The 20578-nt window shown below is 72.6% G+C and carries 13 protein-coding genes; 5 read left to right on the top strand and 8 right to left on the bottom strand.

What is annotated here, in order from left to right:
* Position 1: 1 nt before the first annotated feature.
* From ACZ68P_RS06035 to ACZ68P_RS06015, 5 genes are all read right to left on the bottom strand, one after another.
* Positions 2 to 1336: an FAD-dependent monooxygenase gene (locus tag ACZ68P_RS06035; RefSeq protein ID WP_471003883.1), complete on the bottom strand. Its 1335-nt coding sequence runs from the start codon at positions 1334 to 1336 to the stop codon at positions 2 to 4.
* Between the two features lie 85 nt (positions 1337 to 1421).
* A complete protein-coding gene (locus ACZ68P_RS06030; protein ID WP_471003245.1) occupies positions 1422 to 2561 on the bottom strand; it encodes a monodechloroaminopyrrolnitrin synthase PrnB family protein in 1140 nt (379 codons plus the stop codon).
* Between the two features lie 173 nt (positions 2562 to 2734).
* Positions 2735 to 4204 (bottom strand): MFS transporter, encoded by a 1470-nt coding sequence (locus ACZ68P_RS06025; RefSeq protein ID WP_471003241.1) that lies wholly within the window; start codon positions 4202 to 4204, stop codon positions 2735 to 2737.
* Complete coding sequence (locus ACZ68P_RS06020) at positions 4201 to 5859, bottom strand: 4-hydroxyphenylacetate 3-hydroxylase family protein (RefSeq protein WP_471003238.1); 1659 nt, start codon at positions 5857 to 5859, stop codon at positions 4201 to 4203. Before ACZ68P_RS06020 ends, ACZ68P_RS06025 begins: the two co-directional genes overlap by 4 nt.
* Before the next feature lie 148 nt (positions 5860 to 6007).
* Positions 6008 to 6997, bottom strand: a complete 990-nt coding sequence (locus ACZ68P_RS06015; RefSeq protein ID WP_471003235.1) for an AraC family transcriptional regulator — start codon at positions 6995 to 6997, stop codon at positions 6008 to 6010.
* 116 nt (positions 6998 to 7113) lie between these two features.
* Here ACZ68P_RS06015 and ACZ68P_RS06010 point away from each other — a divergent pair, with 116 nt between their 5' ends.
* The 5 genes from ACZ68P_RS06010 to glgB all read left to right on the top strand — a co-directional run bounded on the left by ACZ68P_RS06010 (position 7114) and on the right by glgB (position 16333).
* Positions 7114 to 8055, top strand: a complete 942-nt coding sequence (locus tag ACZ68P_RS06010) for an SDR family oxidoreductase (RefSeq protein ID WP_471003232.1) — start codon at positions 7114 to 7116, stop codon at positions 8053 to 8055.
* 346 nt (positions 8056 to 8401) lie between these two features.
* Positions 8402 to 10387 carry an alpha-1,4-glucan--maltose-1-phosphate maltosyltransferase gene (locus tag ACZ68P_RS06005; protein WP_471003229.1) on the top strand — a complete coding sequence of 662 codons (1986 nt, stop codon included), beginning with the start codon at positions 8402 to 8404 and terminating at the stop codon, positions 10385 to 10387.
* Entirely contained in the window at positions 10384 to 12111 is a 1728-nt protein-coding gene (treS, locus tag ACZ68P_RS06000) for a maltose alpha-D-glucosyltransferase (protein WP_471003226.1), read from the top strand. Before ACZ68P_RS06005 ends, treS begins: the two co-directional genes overlap by 4 nt.
* Positions 12112 to 12351: 240 nt before the next feature.
* Complete coding sequence (locus ACZ68P_RS05995; RefSeq protein ID WP_471003224.1) at positions 12352 to 13701, top strand: maltokinase N-terminal cap-like domain-containing protein; 1350 nt, start codon at positions 12352 to 12354, stop codon at positions 13699 to 13701.
* A 286-nt stretch (positions 13702 to 13987) separates the two neighbouring features.
* Complete coding sequence (gene glgB / locus ACZ68P_RS05990) at positions 13988 to 16333, top strand: 1,4-alpha-glucan branching enzyme (protein WP_471003221.1); 2346 nt, start codon at positions 13988 to 13990, stop codon at positions 16331 to 16333.
* Positions 16334 to 16337: 4 nt separating this feature from the next.
* Here the strand turns inward: glgB and ACZ68P_RS05985 are convergent, their stop codons facing one another.
* The 3 genes from ACZ68P_RS05985 to ACZ68P_RS05975 form a co-directional block, all read right to left on the bottom strand.
* Positions 16338 to 18557 (bottom strand): HelD family protein, encoded by a 2220-nt coding sequence (locus tag ACZ68P_RS05985; RefSeq protein WP_471003881.1) that lies wholly within the window; start codon positions 18555 to 18557, stop codon positions 16338 to 16340.
* A gap of 189 nt (positions 18558 to 18746) precedes the next feature.
* The gene (locus ACZ68P_RS05980; protein WP_471003218.1) at positions 18747 to 19826 is read right to left on the bottom strand and encodes a sensor histidine kinase; all 1080 of its coding nucleotides are present in this window, start codon (positions 19824 to 19826) and stop codon (positions 18747 to 18749) included.
* Positions 19819 to 20514 carry a response regulator transcription factor gene (locus ACZ68P_RS05975; RefSeq protein WP_471003215.1) on the bottom strand — a complete coding sequence of 232 codons (696 nt, stop codon included), beginning with the start codon at positions 20512 to 20514 and terminating at the stop codon, positions 19819 to 19821. The genes ACZ68P_RS05980 and ACZ68P_RS05975 overlap by 8 nt, the downstream gene beginning before the upstream one ends.
* Between the last annotated feature and the right edge of the window lie 64 nt (positions 20515 to 20578).

Here is a 20578-nt window from a genome sequence, read left to right as displayed (position 1 = left end):
GTCAGAACGGCGCGCCCACCCGGACGGCGGACGCGGCGGGGACGTCCGGGCGGCGTGTCCCGTAGGGGGAGCCCTGGTTGACGGCCGTCGGGTCGAAGGCTCCGGTGGCGGCGTAGCGGGCGGCGATGGCGGCCAGTTCCGGGGCGGGGATCACCTCGTGGATGTCGGTGAACCCGTGCGGTGCGCGCTGGTGCGCCAGGTTGATGACGACCTCGGGGCCGAGCCGGCGGTTGGCGTGCTGCAGGGCCGTCATGGCGGGCCTGCGCTCCTCCTCGTACGCGGCGAGGGCGTCCGCCGGGTCGCGGTGGACGGCCAGGGCGTGGGCGAGGGCGCGGGCGTCGACGATGGACTGGGTGGCTCCGTTGGAGCCGATCGGGTACATCGCGTGGGCGGCGTCGCCGACGAGGGTGGTGCGGCCGTGGGTCCAGCGGTCCAGGGGCTCGCGGTCGACCATGGGGTACTCGTGGGCCGCGTCGGCGGCCCGCACGATGCCTGGCACGCTGACACCGTCGAACTCCCACCCCTCGTAGTGGTGCAGGAACGTTTCGACAGGGACGGCGCGGTTCCAGTCGCCGCGGTACTCCTCGCGCCGCTCCTCCGCCTCCGTGTCCTCCGCGGGGCGGGCGAGGGCCCAGTTGACCAGCACGGTGTCGTCCGGGCCCGTGGGCCGGGTCATGGGGTAGACGACGGCCTTCCGGCGGTCGTCGCCGGCGATGAACATGAAGGTGCCGACGGAGCGCGCGGGCATCCGGGAGACGCCCCGCCACACGAGCATGCCGTTCCAGGGCGGACCGCCCTCGCCGGGGTTGAGCGCGGCCCGGACGGCCGAGCGGATGCCGTCGGCGCCGATCAGGACGTCCGGTTCGAGGGAGGCGTGGCCCCGGGTGGTGCCGTCGCGGTGTTCGAGGCGGATCCGGGGGCGGCCGTCGGGCAGGGTCTCCGCGTGGGTGACGCGGACACCGCCGACGACGGCGGCCGGGCCGAGCCGTTCCCGTACCGCGTCGGCGAGGACCCGGTGCAGGTGGGCGCGGTGGACGGAGAGCTGGGGCCAGCGGTGACCGGCACCGGTCCCGCGGGGTTCGCGGGAGATCAGGCCGCCGGAGCGGTGGTAGTAGCGCAGTTCGCGGGTGCGCAGGGCGCCGGCTTCGAGCCGGTCGAGCAGGCCGAGGGCGTCGAGTTCGCGGACGGCGTTGGGCATCAGGTTGAGCCCGGCGCCGGCCGGGCGGCCGGTCCTGGCAGCCTCGACGACGGTGACCCGCCGGAATCCGGCGGCGTGCAGGGCGAGGGCGGTGGTGAGGCCGGCGATGCCGCCGCCGGCGACGACCACGTGCAGCAGCCCGCAGCCCGGCAGGTCGCACTCGTCGGGCAGGATTCCGGGGAGGGGGCTCGCCGGGGGTGTGAGCGCGTTCATCGTCTCTCCCTCACGCCGCCGACGTCCGGGCACCGGCCACCGGGCGGGGGCCGCCCGTCGCGTGGCGCACCATGGTCTCGTTGTCCCGGGTCAGGTCGAGTATCGAGCGCAGCAGGGGGATCGGGGCGCCGCCGCTGCCCTCGTCGTACAGCCGCAGGTCGTCGCTGTAGGCCTTGCGGGCGATCCCGATGTGGCGGGCCCGGAAGGTCTTGAGGATCCTCAGGACGCGGGCGAGCGCCCGGGCGGACGCCTCCAGCTGCGGGGGCAGCCGCTCGACGCTCTCCCAGCTGATGGCGGCCGACAGCTTGCTGACGGCGGAGACGCCGCCGATGTGCCGGGCGTGGAAGTCCCGCCAGGACGGCAGGCTGTACTGCACCGAGTCGGCGAGGAAGGCGTCGTAGTCGGGGTGCGAGCGGTCGCACTGCCAGAGCGTCAGGTCGACGAGCCAGAGGGGGACCTGGGCGGCGGCGGGCCCGAGGTAGTCGCGCCCGGCGACGTCGATCTCCTCGAAGTAGGGGCGCAGGGTGAGCGCGAAGTACTCCGGGGTGACGTGGGCGATGGTGAAGTCGATCGAGTCCACCATCGACTGGACGTGGTGCGCGGTGCGGTCGAGGGCGACCGCGAAGCCGGGGTCGTACGGTTCGAGCCGGGCGATCCGCGCGCAGGTGTCGAGCGCCGCGACGAGTCCCGGGAACGTCATCCGGACGGCTTCCTGGAGGTGGCCCTCCATGGGATGGCCGGTGTACATCCGCTGGCGCGGGCCGAGCGGGTTCCAGGTGGTGTAGTGGTGCACGGTGTCGCGGGGCACCATGTCGGTCCGCCGGCCGAGGAGTTCGAGGATCGGGAGGACCTCGGGGACGGCGGCGACCGGCTGGACGCCGTGGCGTTTCAGCGAGCCGAGCAGGATGCCGAGGTCGCGCATGGCCGCCAGGGCGGCCTCCACGTTCCATTCGGAGGCCCGGTCCGGGTCGGGGACGAGGGTGCGCAGGGACACGACGAGCGCGGCGACGTCGGCGTCGGCGTTCATCGCGGGGAGCGCGGCGAGCAACGCGTCGGCGCCGAGCGGATCGGCTGCGCGGATGTCGCAGACGCGGTAGCGCGGATCGCCGCGTTCGTCGAGACCGGGCGCGACAAGGTCGTACAGGGTCAACGGAATGCCCCTCTTCGTGGTTTCGGGTTACCTCCGGGGCATGTGATGCGTCTGCCGACGGTCGAGGGCGCTCGGCTCCCCCTCGGACATCGCCCGAGGTTCCCCCATGGTCCTGGGAGCCCAGCACGTCCCTCCCTGTCGGCAGCCGCGCCCCTTCGGCTCGGTCGCCGAGATCAGATGTGGTCGCCCACGTGGTCACCGTGGGTCGGCTCGGCCGCCCGGACCCGGCGCGGTGGCACCGTGGCGGGGGCGGGCAGGCGCAGGCGTACCGAGAGCGTCGCGGCGACGGCGGCGAAGGCCGCGCCGACGAGGAGCGCGACTCTGAAGCCGTCGGTCCGGGCCGCTGCGGTGGCAGCGTCGGTACGGGTGGTGGCGATGGCCACCAGAACGGCGAGGCCGAGCACCGAGCCGAACTGCTGGCTGGTGTTGACGAGTCCGGATGCCAGCCCGGTCTCCTCGGGTGATGCCTCGGCCGTGGCGGCCACGTTGGTGGTGACCATCGCCAGCGGCAGGGCGACGCCCAGCAGCAGGCTGGGCGCGAGGACGGTGGTGGAGAAGGTGCCGTCGGCGGTGAGCGCGAGCGCCAGCCACAGGGTGCCGGCGCACAGCAGCGCGAAGCCGAGGGTCATGGTCCGGGTCAGCCCGAGCCGGAGGATGAGCCGGCCGGTCCGCGGGGCGACCGCGACGACGACCAGGCAGAGCGGGAGCAGTCCCAGGCCGCCGCCCAGCGGGGAGTGGCCGAGGACGCTCTGGAGATAGAGGCTGACCAGGAAGAACAGGGGGAACAGCGTCATCTGGGCGAGAGCGCTGAGGGTGTTGGCGAGTCGGAGGGCCGGGCGGCGGAGCACGGCGGGCGGTACGAGGGGGGCGGCGGCCCGGGTCTCGATCACTGCGAAGGCGGCGAGGAGGGCCAGTCCGGCACCTGCGGCGGCGAGGGTACGGGGGGAGAGCGGGCCGAACTCTCCGGCGCCGACGAGCGCGTACGCGACGAGTCCCAGCCCCCCGGTGGCGGCGAGCGCTCCGGCGAGGTCGAAGTTCCGGTCGGCGCGGCGCTCGCCCGGCGCGAGGACGCGCGGGGCGAGGGCGGCCAGGACCGCGGCGGCCAGGACGTTGAGCCAGAACGTGGAGCGCCAGCCGGCGAGGTCGGTGAGGACGCCGCCGACGACGGTGCCGAGGACGCCGCCGAGTCCGCCCATGGCGGCGAAGGCGCCGAGCGCCTTGTGGCGGGCGGGGCCGTCCGGGAAGAGGCCGAGGAGCATCGCGAACGCGGCGGCAGCGGCGAGGGCGGCGCCGACGCCCTGTGCGGCGCGGGCGGCGACGAGGGCGGTCGCGTGCGGGGCGAGGGCTCCGGCGGCCGAGGCGGCGGCGAGCACTCCGAGGCCGGCGAGGAAGAGGCGGCGGTGGCCGAGGAGGTCGGCGGCGCGGCCGCCGAGGAGCAGCAGGCCCCCGAAGGTGATCAGGTAGGCGTTGGCCACCCAGGACAGACCGGCGGACCCCGGTCCGAGGTCCTCGCCGATCGAGGGGAGGGCGACGTTGACGACCGCGGTGTCCAGGATGAGCAGCAGCTGCGTGGACGCGAGCAGGGCGAGGGCGCCACGCGGCGAGGCGGAGCCGGCCACCGGTGACTCCCGGGAGCCGGTCACCGGCCGCTCCCGGACGCCGTCCCCGGGGCCGGCCGGGAGGCCGCCTCCGGCGCCGGCCCGGAAGGAGCCCCGGAATCCGCCCGTGCGGCGGATCCGGAAGCCGACCCCGCAGCCGAACCGGAAGCCACCCCCGAAGCCGACCCCGTAGCGGAACCGGAAGCCGCCCGCCCGGCGGACGCCGGGGCCGGCCCGGAAGCCGCCCCCGGGGTCGCCCTCGGCGTGGTGCCCGTCGTCCCCAGGTCGTAGCCGTCCAGGCACGCCTGCGCCAGGCCCACGCAGTCGTCGGCGCCGCCCGCCCAGTTCTGCATCGTCAGATAGACGTGCGGGGCGCCCTGGTAGAAGCGTTCGTACTGCTCGTGCCGGCCGGCGAACTCCGAGCCGAGGGCGTCCCAGGCGAGTTTCAGGAGCTTGAGCCGGTCCTCGGCCGGGTGGCCCGGCGTGCGGAAGTACCGGCGGACCAGCGGGCCCAGCTCCGGATGGAGCAGGTCCCTGCCGCTCGCCGGGGTCTGGATGATCGACCCGCCCGCGAGGAGCTTGATGTCCTGCAGGGCCCGCGGGTACAGCTCGCCGGCCATGATCCGCTGGGCGAAGGAGATCTCCTGCCCCGGCCGCACCCCGCCCCGGCCCCCGTCGACCGGCTCCCACGACGCCTCCGCCGCCAGCACGAACGCCTTGGCCTGCGCGACCATGCCGAGCAGCCGTCCGATCGCCTGGGCCACCGGCGGCAGCCCGTCCGTGCCGTTGGACCGGGCGATGAGGATGGCGAGGCCGGTGAGGAACTCCAGCTTGGTCCAGAACCGCGTCGCCGACTGGTGGGTGAAGTTCAGATAGGCCGGTGTCTGCCACCACATCGCGGCCGTGGTGTCGACGTCCCGGTAGGTCAGCACCCGTTCCCACGGGACGAACACGTCGTCGCAGACGAGCAGCGCGTCGTTCTCGTCGTACCGGGAGGAGAGCGGATGGTCGAAGACGGACCGCGCGCGCCCCTCGTAGGAGGTCCGGGAGATCAGTTTCAGGCCGGGGGTGTCCACGGGGACGGAGAAGGTCAGAGCCCGCTCGACGTCCTCCCGGGCGAGCGGCTCGATCGTCCCGACCAGGATCTCGTCGGCGAACACCGCGCCGGTGCCTATGGTCTTGGCACCGCGTACGACGATCCCGTCGGCGCGGTCCTGGACGACCCGGACCGTCAGGTCGTCGTCCGCGCCGCCGCCGCAGGCCGGATTGGTGATGGTGAAGGCGGAGTACAGCCCGCCCTCGGCGAGCCTGCGGTGGTAGGCCAGCGCGTGGCCGGCGCCGTCGAAGCACTCGGTGTCGAACACCTGGGGGGCGGCGGCGAAACCGGCCGCGCCGGAGGCCATGTAGTCGGGGGTGCGGCCGAGGAAGCCGTAGCTCGCCTCCGCCCACGCCTTGTAGGCCCGGCGCCGGGCGACCAGGTCCTCGTACGACCGGGGGACGGCGTAGGCGCGGTGCACCCCGCCCTGCACGAGGACGGGGGTGAGCGGCGAGTCGTGGGCGAGGTCGAAGAGGCCGGCGAAGGAGGCCGCGGTGGCCCGGAAGGCGGGATGCGCGGTGACGTCCTTGATCCGCTCACCGTCGAGCCAGATCTCGCGCCCGTCGCGCAGCGCCTCCAGATACTCCTGCCCGGACCTCGTCACCGCTTATCGCCTCTCCTCGTACGTCATGGCACCGCCGCCTTGAGCCTCCATGGCTCGGGGCACCGGGGCAATGAACGACCGTCCAGCGGTCCTTAAGAACCGGCCAGGGATGTTCCGGTCATGCGGCTTTTGCCCTGATCACGCGAGGTCACGCGGCGTTGTCGAAGCCGGAGCGGTACTCCCCCGGTGTCGTCCCGAACCACTTGCGGAAGGCCAGGTGGAAGCCGACGGCGCTCTGGTAGCCGACCCTGGCCGGGACGGCGGACTGCGGGATCGAGGTCTCGGTGAGCAGCCGGGCCGCCTCCTGCATCCGCCGCCCCGTGAGGTGGCGGGCGGGTGCTTCGCCGACCAGTTCCCGGAAAGCGGCGGTGAACGCGGAGCGGGACATTCCGACTTCCCGTGCGAGGGACTCGATGGTCCAGGGCTCGGCGAACCGGGTGGCGATCATGACCAGGGCCCTGCTGATGCCCGGGTGGCGCAGCACGGGCAGCGCGTCCGGGTTGTCGGTGAGCTCGCGCAGCAGCGGGCGCAGGGCGAGGACGAGGGCCATCTCGAAGGCGCGCAGGGTGATCAGCCGGTCCCCCGGGCCGATGGGCCGGGCGGGGTCGGCGAGCAGCCGCAGGGTGTCGCGGAGGAGGGGTTCGCGTTCGACCTGCGGGCCGTCGAGGACCAGTGCCCAGGGCAGCGACGTGTAGAGGCCGGTGGCGGCGCTGGCGTCGTAGTGGAGTCCGGCGCACAGCAGCCGGCTCTCGGTGCCGGTGCCATCGATGACGATCTCGCCGGAGGTGCCGGGCTGCCGCTCGGGCAGGACGGCCTTGAGCGGCACGCCCTGGCGGTCGGGCCGGTCGGAGAGCCGGTGGGCGGTGCCGGTGGGGAAGACGATGAGGTCGCCGGCGCGCAGCTCCAGCGGCGCCTGGCCCTCGCCGGTGATCCAGCAGCCCCCTTCCACGAGGTAGTGCAGGACGGCGCAGCTCTGCTCCGCGTCGCCCTCGATGGCCCAGGGCGCGCGGACGTGCCAGCGGCTGTCGAAGACGCCGGTGAGCCGGAGCGGTTTCAGCAGTTCGCTCAGAAGGTCGTCGCGCTGGTCGTCGCGCCCCTCCCCATGCCGGTCGTGACAGTCGGTTCCCACGGTGTCCATGGACGATCCTTCAACTTCCGCCCCGGTTTGTTAATTGAACGGCCGAAGCCGCCGCCGCCAGCCTGAGAGAGCCGTCACGGCAGCAGTCACAGCCTATCGAAGGGCCTCAACGACACATGTCCAGTCAGATTCCGATGCGGGTGGCCGTCGTGGGAGCGACCGGCTTCCAGGGTGGTGCGGTGGCGCGCCTGCTGGCCGAGCGGCACCACCGGGTCCGTACGCTCTCGCGCCGCCCCGAGGGCGACCGCCCGCCCCTGCCGGGTGCCTCCTTCGTCGCGGGGGACCTGGGGAGCGCCGCGGACGTGCGGCGGCTCTTCGAGGGCATGACGCACGCCTCGGTGGTGATGCCGCTGGTGTACGAGCCGGAGCGGGTACGGCTGTACGCGCGGAACATCGCGCTGGCGGCCCTGGAGGCCGGGATCGTCCGTCTGGTCTACAACGCCAACACCCGCATCCCGCAGGGTGCGACCTCGGTCGCCGCGTTCGAGACGCGGAGGATCGCCGAGGAGGTCCTCCGGGACTGCGGCGTGCCGCTGGTCGTCCTCCGGCCCCCGGTCTACCTGGACAACCTCTTCTCGCCCTGGAACGGCCCCGCGCTGGTCAACGACGGGGTCCTGGCCTATCCGCTGCCGCCCGAGACGCCGACGGCCTGGATCTCGCACCGGGACCTCGCGGAGGCAGTGCTCGCGGCGCTGACGGGGGACGGCCTGGAGGGGCGTACGTTCGACATCGGCGGGGCCCGGTCGATGACCGGGGCCGAGCTGGCGGCGGCGTTCGGCCGGGGCCTGGGCAGGGCGGTGCACTACCTGCCGCTGCCGCCCGAGGTGTTCGAGCGCGGCCTCGCGCAGCTGCTCGGCCCGGTGGCGGCGGCCGGCGTCGCGGGGATCTACCACCACATGGCGACCGGCGCCGACCCGCTGCTGATGGCGGCCGACGACGGGGTCTCGGCGGAGGTGCTGGCGGTGTCCCCGGCGCCGGTGGAGGAGTGGGTGACGCGTCAGCCGTGGCAGGTGTGGGCCACGGACGCGGAGGAGCCCTCGGCGTCACCGCAGGGCTGACCGGCCTTCACCGGGCGGTGCGCGATGCGGCCGTCCGGGTGTCCCGCCGCACCGGGGCCACGGTCCGGATCCGTGGGACACCGGCCCCGTCCCACAAGGACGGGGCCGGTTTCTTGTGGCTGCCGTGTGCTTGTCCCCGTGGCTACGTCCGAGTAGTTAACAAAGCGCCGGATTGCCCACCCGAAAACCGAGGAAGGCTCCTCCGGTACACCCCGTAGACCCGCCATCCGAGTGAACGCGGACAGGAGCGGCCATGCCCGCAACCCGCCAGCCGTCGACGGAGCTACAAAGAGCGCACCACCACCCGCACCCCCGCAAACCCTCAGGTGATGCTGTGAATCCGCTCATGGGACGTATTCCCGTACTGGACGTCCGCCCGCTGGTCGACTGTGGACGCAGGCCCGCGAAGGCGGTGGCCGGAGAGACCTTCGAGGTCACGGCCACCGTTTTCCGCGAAGGCCACGACGCGGTCGCCGCCAATGTCGTGCTGCGCGGCCCCTCCGGCCGCCCCGGGCCCTGGACCCCGATGCGCGAACTGGCACCCGGCACGGACCGCTGGGGCGCCGAGGTCACCCCGGACGCCGAGGGCCTGTGGACCTACACGGTCGAGGCCTGGAGCGACCCGGTGGCCACCTGGCGCCACCACGCCAGAATCAAGATCCCGGCCGGGATCGACTCCGAGCTCGTGCTGGCGGAGGGCGCCGCGCTGCACGAGCGCGCCGCGAAGGGCGTCCCCAAGAAGGGCGGGGGGCGGGAGGCCGTCCTCGCGGCCGTGGACGCGCTGCGCGACGAGTCGCGTTCGCCGGCGGCCCGGCTCGCGGCGGCCCTCGCTCCTCAGGTGACCGAGGCCCTGGACCGCCACCCGCTGCGCGAACTGGTCAGCTCGTCGCCCGCGTTGCCGCTCCAGGTGGAGCGGGAGCGGGCGCTGTACGGCTCCTGGTACGAGTTCTTTCCGCGTTCCGAGGGCGTGCGGAAGGTCCGCGGCCGGACCGTCCCCGGGACGTTCCGCACCGCCGCCGAGCGGCTGCCGGCGATCGCGGCGATGGGCTTCGACGTGGTCTATCTCCCGCCCATCCACCCCATCGGCACCACCCACCGCAAGGGTCCCAACAACTCGCTCTCCGCGAGCCCGAGCGACGTGGGCGTGCCGTGGGCGATCGGCTCCCCCGAGGGCGGGCACGACGCCGTCCACCCGGACCTGGGGACGATCGAGGACTTCGACGCCTTCGTGACCCGCGCCCGCGAGCTGCGCCTCGAGATCGCGCTGGACTTCGCGCTGCAGTGCTCCCCGGACCACCCGTGGGTGGAGAAGCACCCGGAGTGGTTCCACCACCGGCCGGACGGGTCGATCGCCTACGCCGAGAACCCGCCGAAGAAGTACCAGGACATCTACCCGATCGCGTTCGACAAGGACATGGACGGCATCGTCGCCGAGACGGTGCGGGTGCTGCGGCACTGGATGGACCACGGGGTCCGCATCTTCCGGGTCGACAACCCGCACACCAAGCCCGTCGTGTTCTGGGAGCGGGTGATCGGCGAGATCAACCGGGCCGACCCGGACGTGATCTTCCTGGCGGAGGCGTTCACCCGGCCCGCGATGATGCGCACGCTCGGGGCGGTCGGTTTCCAGCAGTCGTACACGTACTTCACCTGGCGCAACACCAAGGAGGAGCTGACGGAGTACCTCACCGAGCTGTCCGGCGACGTGGCCGCGTCCATGCGGCCGAACTTCTTCGTCAACACCCCCGACATCCTGCACGCGTACCTCCAGACCGGCGGCCGGCCGGCCTTCGAGGTGCGCGCGGTGCTCGCCGCGACCCTCTCGCCCTCGTGGGGCGTGTACGCGGGCTACGAACTGTGCGAGGCCACCGCCCTGCGTGACGGGAGCGAGGAGTACCTCGACTCGGAGAAGTACCAACTCAAGCCCCGCGACTGGGAGTCGGCCGAGCGCGCGGGAGCGACGATCTCCCCGCTGATCACCACGCTCAACCGGATCAGGCGCCGCCACCCGGCTCTGCGCCGCCTGCGGAACCTGACTTTCCACTCGACGGACAACGACCGGGTGATCGCCTACAGCAAGCGGTCGGGCTCGAACACTGTTCTGGTGGTCGCCAACCTCGACCCGCACCACACCCAGGAGGCCACGGTCTCGTTGAACATGCCGGAGCTCGGCCTCGACTGGCACGAGACCGTACCGGTGCGCGACGAGCTCACCGGCGAGACCTATCACTGGGGCAGAGCCAACTATGTGCGCCTCGAGCCGGGCGTCAGGCCCGCGCACGTCCTCGCTCTGCGACCGTCCCCGTCGATCGGAGGGTCACCCACCTCATGACTGTCAACGAACCCGTCCCCGACACCTTCGAGGACACGCCCGCAAAGGACCGTGACCCGGACTGGTTCAAAAGGGCCGTCTTCTACGAAGTGCTCGTCAGGTCCTTCCAGGACAGCAACGGCGACGGCGTAGGCGACCTCAAGGGCATCACCAGCAGGCTGGACTATCTGCAGTGGCTGGGCGTCGACTGCCTGTGGCTGCCGCCGTTCTTCAAGTCGCCGCTGCGGGACGGAGGCTACGACGTCGCCGACTACACCTCCGTCCTCCCGGAGTTCGGCGACCTCGCGGACTTCGTGGAGTTCGTGGACGCGGCGCACCAGCGCGGCATGCGCGTGATCATCGACTTCGTCATGAACCACACGAGCGACCAGCACCCGTGGTTCCAGGAGTCGCGCTCCGATCCGGACGGGCCGTACGGCGACTACTACGTCTGGGCCGACGACGACAAACAGTTCCCGGACGCCCGGATCATCTTCGTCGACACCGAGACGTCCAACTGGACCTTCGACCCGGTGCGCAAGCAGTACTACTGGCACCGGTTCTTCTCGCACCAGCCGGACCTCAACTACGAGAACCCGGCGGTGCAGGAGGAGATCCTCTCCGCGCTGAAGTTCTGGCTCGACCTGGGGATCGACGGCTTCCGTCTGGACGCGGTGCCGTACCTGTACCAGCAGGAGGGCACCAACTGCGAGAACCTCCCGGCGACCCACGCCTTCCTCAAGCGGGTCCGCAAGGAGATCGACGACCACTACCCCGACACGGTGCTGCTCGCCGAGGCGAACCAGTGGCCCGAGGACGTCGTGGACTACTTCGGCGACTTCCCCTCGGGCGGCGACGAGTGCCACATGGCGTTCCACTTCCCGGTGATGCCGCGGATCTTCATGGCGGTACGGCGCGAGTCGCGCACCCCGGTCTCCGAGATCCTGGCCAAGACCCCGGCGATCCCGGACGGCTGCCAGTGGGGCATCTTCCTGCGCAACCACGACGAGCTGACGCTCGAGATGGTGACCGACGAGGAACGCGACTACATGTACGCGGAGTACGCCAAGGACCCGCGGATGCGGGCCAACATCGGCATCCGCCGGCGGCTCGCCCCGCTCCTCGAGAACGACCGCAACCAGATGGAGCTGTTCACGGCCCTGCTCTTCTCGCTGCCGGGATCACCGGTGCTGTACTACGGCGACGAGATCGGCATGGGCGACAACATCTGGCTGGGCGACCGGGACGGGGTCCGCACCCCGATGCAGTGGACGCCCGACCGGAACGCGGGGTTCTCCTCCTGCGACCCGGGCCGGCTCTCGCTCCCGGCCATCATGGACCCGGTCTACGGCTACCAGGTCACCAACGTCGAGGCGGGCATGGCCTCGCCGTCCTCGCTGCTCCACTGGACGAAGCGGATGATCGAGATCCGCAAGCAGAACCGCGCCTTCGGACTCGGCTCGTACACCGAACTCCCCTCGTCCAACCCGGCCGTCCTGGCCTTCCTCCGGGAGTCCGCGCCGGAGGAGGGGATGGACGCCGACCTCGTTCTCTGCGTGAACAACTTCTCGCGCTTCGCGCAGCCGACCGAGCTGGATCTGCGGCGGTTCGCCGGCATGAGCCCGGTGGAGTTGATCGGCCAGGTGCGGTTCCCGGCGATCGGCCAGTGGCCGTACCTGCTGACCCTCGCGGGGCACGGTTTCTACTGGTTCCGACTGAAGAAGGCGCGTTCTACGCGCGATTGACGGGAAATCGGTCAAGTGCCCCGGGTGGAGCGGGTTTCCACCGCGCCACCGGGGGCACTGTGACCCACACACCCCTCAGCCCCACAGGGGGGATCCAGGTCCATACGGGCCTTCTTGTCGGGCCCATACGGATCTTCCCTCCCGACACGTCCCGCACATCCGGACAGCCGAAGCCGCCATCCGGGACACTCTGCGCATTTGAACTCGATTCTGCGCCCCCCGGGGAAAGGACGCGATGCCATGCCGGAGACCGCATCCACCACCCGGGCCCCGGCCGCCCTCCTCCCGTCACTCGCTCCCCTGCTCCATGACTGGCTGCCCCGGCAGCGCTGGTTCGCGGGCAAGGGAAGGCGGGTCACCGGATTCACGCTGGAAGCGGCCACCGAGCTGCTGCCGCTGGACGGCACGGGACCCGGGCTGCTGCATCTGCTGGTACGGGTCGAACAGCCGGCCCGCCCGGCCGGTACACCCGCCGACTGCTACCAACTGCTGCTCGGCGTCAGATCACAACTGCCGCCGCGCCTCGCCCCCGCCCTGATCGGGCGGATCCGCCAGGGACCGCTGGCCGGACGGGCCGTCTACGAAGGGCTGCGTGACCCGCGGCTCGCCGGACTGCTCTACGAACGCCTGCGCACCCCGGGCCGGATCGGGCCGCTCGTGTTCCACCGGACCACCGAGCTGCCCGCCTCGCTCGCCCCGCGCGTGCTGGACGCGGAACAGTCCAACTCCTCGCTCGTGTACGGCGATGCGTACATTCTGAAGATCTTCCGCCGGGTCAGTCCCGGCGCCAATCCTGATCTGGAACTCCCCCTGGCCCTGGCCAGGGCGGGGTGCGCGCGGGTGCCCGCGCCGGTCGCCTGGTTCGAGTCGGGGGCCAGCACCCTCGGCGTGCTCCAGCCGTTCCTGCGGGAGTCGCGGGACGGCTGGCGCCTCGCGCTCGACGCGCTGGCCGAGGGACGGGAGTTCACCACCGAGGCGCACGCCCTCGGCCGCGCCACGGCCGAGGTGCACCTGGCGCTGGCGACGGCGCTGCCCACCGAGCGGCTGCGGCGGACCGAGACGGCGCACCTGACCGCGGCGATGGACCAGCGCCTGCACGCGGCGGCGAAGGCCGTCCCGGCCCTGCTGCCGTACGTCCCCGGGCTGCGCGCCGTCTTCGCGGCCGCCGGCGACACGGCCGGTGAGGGCCGGCTCCAGCGGATCCACGGCGACCTGCACCTGGGGCAGACCCTGCGGGCGGCGGACGGCGGCTGGGCGGTGATCGACTTCGAGGGGGAGCCCGCGAAGCCGCTCGCCGAACGGTGCCGGCCGCAGCCCGCCGTCCGGGACGTCGCGGGCATGCTCCGTTCCTTCGACTACGCGGCCCGCACCCACCGCCCCTGGAACGCCGAGTGGGCCGCCCGGTGCCGCGCGTCCTACTGCGCGGGCTACGCCGAGGTCTCCGGCGCGGACCCCCGTTCCGACCCGGCGCTGCTGCGCGCCTACGAGACCGACAAGGCGGTCTACGAAGTCGTCTACGAGGCCCGCCACCGCCCGGACTGGCTCCCGGTCCCGATGGCGGCGATCCACCGCCTCGCGGGCGCGGAGTGACGGCCGGGCCCGACCCGGCCACCGGGGGCCGCCCGGCCCCCGGTCCGGCGGGCACACGGACGGCGGCCTTCCGGGCGCGGGCGCTCCTCGGTACGCCGCACCATGAAGACGGGCGTCCGACCCGATCCGGCGCACCGGCGCCCGTGTCCGCGCGCCCGCGACCCGTTCGGCCGAGTGTCCTGCGCGGGACGGGCCGCGTTGCGGTTGCGTGGGAGTCGCCGTCCCCGCGCAGCCCTCGCACGTCCCCGCACCCCTCCCCTTCCGATTCTCCCCAGGAGGCAACCCCGTGACCGCCCGATCCGCACGCAAGACGGCCCGCACCACGACCGACGAAGTGCCCTCGGCGAAGACCACGACGAAGGTGGCGCCCAAGGTCACGCCGGCGGCCGCGGCCAAGACGCCGGCGCCCCGCGCGGAGGCGGGAGGAGACCGCGGCGTGCGCAAGGCGCCGCCGCTCGGCGCGGGTGACCGGGCACGGCTGCTCGCCGGGGAGCACCACGACCCGCACGCGCTGCTCGGCGCCCACCCCGTGCGCGGCGGCGTCGCGGTCCGCGTGCTGCGGCCGTACGCCCGTGAGGTGGCGGTGATCGCCAAGGGGAAGCGGGTCGCGCTGCACGACGACGGCGACGGCTTCTTCTCGGGGCTGCTGCCGCTGCTGCGCAAGATCCCCGAGTACGAGCTGCGCGTGCGCTACGAGAGCGACGAACTGGCCGTGCAGGACCCTTACCGCTTCCTGCCCTCGCTCGGGGAACTGGACCTGCACCTGATCGGCGAGGGCCGGCACGAGGAGCTGTGGAAGGCGCTCGGCGCCCGCCCGATGACGCACCAGGGCGTGACCGGCACCCGGTTCACCGTCTGGGCGCCCAACGCGCGCGGCGTGCGGGTCACCGGCGACTTCACCCACTGGGACGGGACCGCGCTGCCGATGCGGTCGCTCGGCGCGACCGGTGTCTGGGAGCTCTTCGTGCCCGGCGTCGGCGAGGGCGCGGTGTACAAGTTCGACATCGCCCGCCCCGACGGCTCCCACACCCTGCGGGCGGACCCGATGGCCCGCCGTACCGAGTGCCCGCCGAACACCGCCTCGATCGTCACGGACTCGCACCACACCTGGGACGACGCGGAGTGGATGGCGGGCCGGGGCGCCCGGCCGCACCACGAGGCGCCCTTCTCGGTCTACGAGCTGCACCTGCCGTCGTGGCGGCCCGGGCTCACCTACCGGCAGCTCGCCGAGCAGCTGCCGGCGTACGTCCGCGACCTCGGCTTCACGCACGTCGAGTTCATGGCCGTCGCCGAGCACCCCTTCAGCGGCTCCTGGGGCTACCAGGTGACCGGCTTCTACGCCCCGACCGCCCGGATGGGCACGCCCGACGACTTCAAGTACCTCGTCGAGTCCCTGCACCGGGCCGGGATCGGCGTCCTGATGGACTGGGTCCCCGCGCACTTCCCGCGCGACGACTGGGCGCTCGCGGAGTTCGACGGCCGCCCGCTGTACGAGCACGAGGACCCGCGGCGCTCGGCGCACCCGGACTGGGGGACGCTGGAGTTCGACTACGGCCGCAAGGAGGTGCGGAACTTCCTGGTGGCCAACGCGGTGTACTGGTGCGAGGAGTACCACATCGACGGCCTGCGGGTGGACGCGGTCGCCTCGATGCTCTACCTCGACTACTCCCGTGAGAACGGCGAGTGGCTGCCGAACGAGTTCGGCGGCCGGGAGAACCTCGACGCCGTCGCCTTCCTCCAGGAGATGAACGCGACGGTGTACCGGCGCTGCCCGGGGGTCATCACCCTGGCCGAGGAGTCCACCGCCTGGGACGGCGTGACCCGGGCGACGGACCAGGACGGTCCGGGCGGCTTCGGCGGGCTGGGCTTCGGCATGAAGTGGAACATGGGCTGGATGCACGACTCGCTCGGCTACGTCTCCAAGGAGCCGGTGCACCGCAAGTACCACCACAACGAGATGACCTTCTCGATGGTGTACGCGTACAGCGAGAACTACATCCTGCCGATCTCCCACGACGAGGTCGTGCACGGCAAGCAGGCGCTGGTCTCGAAGATGCCCGGCGACTGGTGGCAGCAGCGCGCCAACCACCGCGCCTACCTGGGCTTCATGTGGGCCCACCCCGGCAAGCAACTCCTCTTCATGGGACAGGAGTTCGCCCAGGGCGCGGAGTGGTCGGCGGAGCACGGCCCGGACTGGTGGCTGCTCGACCCGTCCTACGGGGCGGAGGCGGACCACCGGGGGGTGCGGGACCTGGTGCGCGACCTGAACACGGTGTACGGCCAGACCCCGGCACTGTGGGAGCGGGACACCGCCCCGGAGGGCTTCCAGTGGGTGGTGGGGGACGCCGCCGAGGACAACGTCTTCGCGTTCCTCCGCTACGACGGCGACGGCTCCCCGCTGCTCGCGGTCTGCAACTTCTCGCCGGTGGTGCGGCACGACTACCGGCTCGGCGTCCCGGAGTCGGTCGCGGCCTGGTCGGAGGTCCTCAACACGGACGCGACGCGCTACGGAGGCAGCGGCGTGGGGGGCGCCGACCCGGTGAAGACCGAGTCGGTGCCGTCCCACGGCCGTCCGGCGAGCGTACGGATGACGCTGCCGCCGCTGGCGACGGTGTGGCTGCGTCCGGCGTGAGCGGTCAGGCCCTGCGGATCACGCCCAGCCGCTGAGTGGCCCGGGTCAGCGCCACGTACAGGTCGTTGATGCCGTGCGTGGCGCCGGCCCGGATGGCGTCCGGGTCGACGACGAGGACCGTGTCGAACTCCAGGCCCTTGGCCTGCCGGGGGTCGAGCAGGACCACCGGGCGGGTGAGGTCGGGGGTCGGGCCGTGGGAGGCGCCGGGGAGCGCGGCGGCGAGTTCCGCGTGCAGCTCCGGCGGCGCGATCACCGCGAGGCGCCCCTCCGCCCGCAGCTCCACGGCGACCGCGTCGGCGGTCTCCTTCACCGGGTCCTGAGCGGTCCGCTCCCACGGGTCGACGCCGGTGGAGCGGACCGAGCGCGGCGGCTCGAAGCCGGGGTCGGCCTCCCGCCGCACCTCGGCGGCGGCCTCCATGATCTCGGCGGGGGTGCGGTAGTTGACCCCGAGGCGGACGAGTTCCCAGCGGTCCTCCACGTACGGGGTGAGGATCCTCTCCCACGAGCCGACACCGGCCGCGTCGCCGGTCTGGGCCGGGTCGCCGACCAGGGTCATGGAGCGGGTTGGGGTGCGGCGCATCAGCAGCCGCCAGGCCATCGCGGACAGCTCCTGCGCCTCGTCGACGATGATGTGGCCGAAGGCCCAGGTGCGGTCGGCGGCGGCGCGCTCGGCGGCGCTGCGGTGGTCGGCCTCCTCGTGGCGCTCGGCGAACCGCTCGGCGTCGATGATGTCGTGCGCGGAGAGGACCTCGGAGGCGTCCTTGTCCTGCTCCTCCTTGTCCTCGAACTCGTAGGTGCGCGAGGCGAAGGAGACGTCGAGGACGCCCTGGGCGTACTGGATCTGCTTCTGCCGTTCGGCCTCCTCGGCGGCGCGGGCGGCCGCGTCGTCGTGACCGAGGAGTTCGGCGGCCTCGTCGAGCAGCGGGACGTCGCCCGGGGTCCACGGCCCGCCGTCGCGCCGGACGGCGGCGGCGTCGGCGCCGGACAGGTGCGTCGGCTCGGCGAGGTAGTCGGCGAGGAACTCCTCGGGGGTGAGCGGCGGCCACAGGGTGTCGATGGCGGCGTGGACGTCGGGGTTCGCGGCGACGCCCTTGGCGAGCAGGGCCAGGTCGTCGGCGCCGAGGAAGTTGGGGCCGCCGTAGGGGTCGGCGCCGATGCGGTCGGCGAGCTGCTCGGCGAGCGCGTCGAGGAGGTGGAAGACGAAGTAGGGCCGGGCGAGGTTGTGCGGTAGGTGGGTCTCGCGCGCCTTGTGGCGGGCTTCGAGGGCCATGTCCCAGTCGATGACCAGGTCGCCGTCGTCGTGCGGCACGACGAGGGGCGCCCCGCGGTCGGGGACCTGCTGGCGGTCCCGTACGGCCCGGGCCAGGGCGTCGGCCATGGCCGAGTCACCCTTGACCGCGGCGGCGCGGGGGGTGTCGGTGCCGGTGGCGCGGACGCCGGGGTACAGCTCGCCGGGGGTGGCGAGGAGGACGCCGGTCTCGCCGAGGGAGGGCAGGACGTTGGCGATGTAGCCCAGGAAGGCGGGGTTGGGGCCGACGATCAGGACGGCCCGCTTGGCGAGCTGCTCGCGGTGGGCGTAGAGGAGGTACGCGGCGCGGTGCAGGGCCACGGCCGTCTTGCCGGTGCCGGGGCCGCCCTCGACGACGAGGACGCCGCGGTGCGTGGAGCGGATGATGCGGTCCTGCTCGGCCTGGATGGTCTGCACGATGTCGTGCATGCGCCCGGTGCGCGCGGCGTCGAGCGCGGCGAGCAGCACCTCGTCGGCGTCGCGGTTCTCGTGTCCGGTGCGGGTGGCGTCGGCGAGGTCGAGGACCTCGTCGTGGAGGGCGGTCACCCGCCGGCCGTGGGTGGTGATGTGCCGGCGCCTGCTGAGCCCCATGGGCTGATATCCGGTGGCGAGGTAGAAGGGGCGGGCGGCGTCGGCGCGCCAGTCGACGACGAGCGGGGTGCGGTTCGGGTCGTCCTGGCGGATGCCGATCCGTCCGATGTGGTGGTCGCGTCCGTCCTGGAAGACGAGCCGTCCGAAGCAGAGCCCGGTCTCCCCCGCGTCGAAGGCGGCGAGCAGCCCGGACTGCTCGGCCACCCGCACGTCCCGCTCGAGCCGTCCCTGGCTGCTGCCGACCCCCGGGGTGCGCAGGGCCTGGCCGACGGCGGCTTCGGCCTGGTCCCTCAGGTCGTCGAGTCGCGCGTAGAGCTCCGTGATGAATTGCTGCTCATTACGCATTTGCTCGGTTGACAATTCGACTCCTGGCGCGATACAATGCGTTTATTGAACTTCTCCGTGTCCTCTTCATTGGTGAATGAAACGCAGACACGGAATCCATGAATATACGCGGCGCGATACCCCGACTGTCAATTCTAGTCGGGGTATTTCTGTATGCGCCATGGGCGGTGGATCCGCTCGGTGCGAGGTCTACGGCGTGGCGGGGAGCCGGACCGTGACGAGGAGACCGCCGGCGGGGCGGGGGGCGAGGTCGAGGGTCCCGTCGTGGGCGCGGACGATGCTCTGCACGATGGCCAGGCCGAGGCCGACCCCGGCGTGTTCGTCGGCACGCACCCGCTGCGTCCCGCGCTGGAAGGGCTCGGTGAGGGTCGGTACCAGCTCCGGCGGCACCGGGCGGCCCGTGTTCTCGACCCGCAGCACACTCGCGCCCTGCCGTGCCTCGGTGTGGACGGTCACGGTGCCGCCGTCCGGGAGGTTGTGGACGATGCCGTTCTGGACGAGGTTCGTCACCATCCGCAGCAGGAGCTCGGCGGAACCGCCGGCCCGGGCCGCTCCGCCGGTGACGTCGAGCGTGATCCCGCGCCGCTCGGCGAGACCGAGCAGGGTCTCGGCGGCCTCCTCGGCGACGAGGGAGAGGTCGACGCTCTCGTGGGCGACGTTCCCGCGTTCGCTGCGGCTGAGCAGCAGCAGGGCCTCGGTGAGGTCGATCGCCCGGGTGTTGACGGCCCGCAGGCGTTCGACGAGTTCGCCCCGGTCCCGCGTGGGGTCCTCGCGGGCGACGTCGAGCAGCGTCCGCGAGATGGCGAGCGGGGTGCGCAGCTCGTGGGAGGCGTTCGCGGCGAACCTGCGCTGCTCGGCGACGTGCGCGTCGAGTTGTCCGAGCATGGCGTCGAAGGCGTCGGCGCATTCACGGAATTCGTCCTGGCGGCCTTTCATCCGGATCCGGTGGGACAGCGATCCGTCACCGGCCCTCCGCGCCGCGGCCGTGATCCGGGTGAGCGGTGCGAGCATCCGGCCGGCGAGGATCCATCCGCCGAGGAGACCGAAGGCGAGCAGGAAGACCATCGCAGCGGCCGCGGCGGGGGCGAAGGTGCGCACCAGGAGGTAGCGGTTGGGGGCGATCCCGAGGAGTCCCTGGGAGTTGTCGGGTACGTAGCGCAGCAGGAAGACCCACACCACGGCCAGCAGGAGGGCGCCGGCGACGGCGAGGAAACCGGCGTAGCTGAGGGTGAGTCTCAGCCGGACGCTGAGGCCCGGGCGCCTACGCACCCGTACGGCCCGGGCCGGTGGTGCCGGCGCCGGTGTCGATGCGGTAGCCGACCCCCGGCACCGTGGCGATGATCCCTGCCTCGCCGAGGCGTTTGCGCAGTGCGGAGACGGTGATCCGGACGGCGTTGGTGAGGGGGTCGGCGTTCTCGTCCCAGGCCCGTTCGAGGAGCTCCTCGGCGCTGACGACGCCGCCCTCGGCGGCGACGAGGACCTCCAGCACGGCGAACTGCTTGCGGGTGAGCGCGACATAGCGTCCGTCGCGGAACACCTCCCGGCGGAAGGGGTCGAGCCGCAGGCCCGCGATCTCGCGGACCGGGGGCCGGGCGTACGCGCGCCGGCGGTCGAGCGCCCTCAGCCGCAGGACGAGCTCCCGCAGGTCGAACGGCTTGGTGAGGTAGTCGTCGGCGCCGAGCTCGAACCCGGACGCCTTGTCGTCGATCCGGTCGGCGGCGGTGAGCATGAGGATCGGGATGCCGCTGCCGGAGGCGACGATGCGCCGGGCGACCTCGTCGCCGGAGGGGCCGGGGATGTCACGGTCGAGGACCGCGAGGTCGTAGGAGTGGACGCCGAGCAGTTCCAGGGCGGAGTCGCCGTCGCCGGCGATGTCGGCGGCGATCGCCTCGAGCCGCAGGCCGTCACGGACGGCCTCGGCCAGGTAGGGCTCGTCCTCCACGATCAGTACGCGCATGCCGGAAGCCTAAGCAGCGCCCGGTATCGCCGGCGTATGCGACGACGCGAGTCCACCGGTCACG

It is taken from the genome of Streptomyces sp. NPDC036822 (assembly GCF_055609145.1).
The sequence above is the reverse complement of the archived record's forward strand: the minus strand, read 5'-3'. Positions and strand labels throughout refer to the sequence as shown.

Coding starts and splice junctions, on each gene's coding strand:
- ACZ68P_RS06015 (WP_471003235.1), bottom strand. CDS start 6,997: ATGGACACCGTGGGAACCGACTGTCACGACCGGCATGGGGAGGGGCGC.
- ACZ68P_RS06010 (WP_471003232.1), top strand. CDS start 7,114: ATGTCCAGTCAGATTCCGATGCGGGTGGCCGTCGTGGGAGCGACCGGC.
- ACZ68P_RS06005 (WP_471003229.1), top strand. CDS start 8,402: ATGGGACGTATTCCCGTACTGGACGTCCGCCCGCTGGTCGACTGTGGA.
- treS (WP_471003226.1), top strand. CDS start 10,384: ATGACTGTCAACGAACCCGTCCCCGACACCTTCGAGGACACGCCCGCA.
- ACZ68P_RS05995 (WP_471003224.1), top strand. CDS start 12,352: ATGCCGGAGACCGCATCCACCACCCGGGCCCCGGCCGCCCTCCTCCCG.
- ACZ68P_RS05985 (WP_471003881.1), bottom strand. CDS start 18,557: ATGCGTAATGAGCAGCAATTCATCACGGAGCTCTACGCGCGACTCGAC.
- ACZ68P_RS05975 (WP_471003215.1), bottom strand. CDS start 20,514: ATGCGCGTACTGATCGTGGAGGACGAGCCCTACCTGGCCGAGGCCGTC.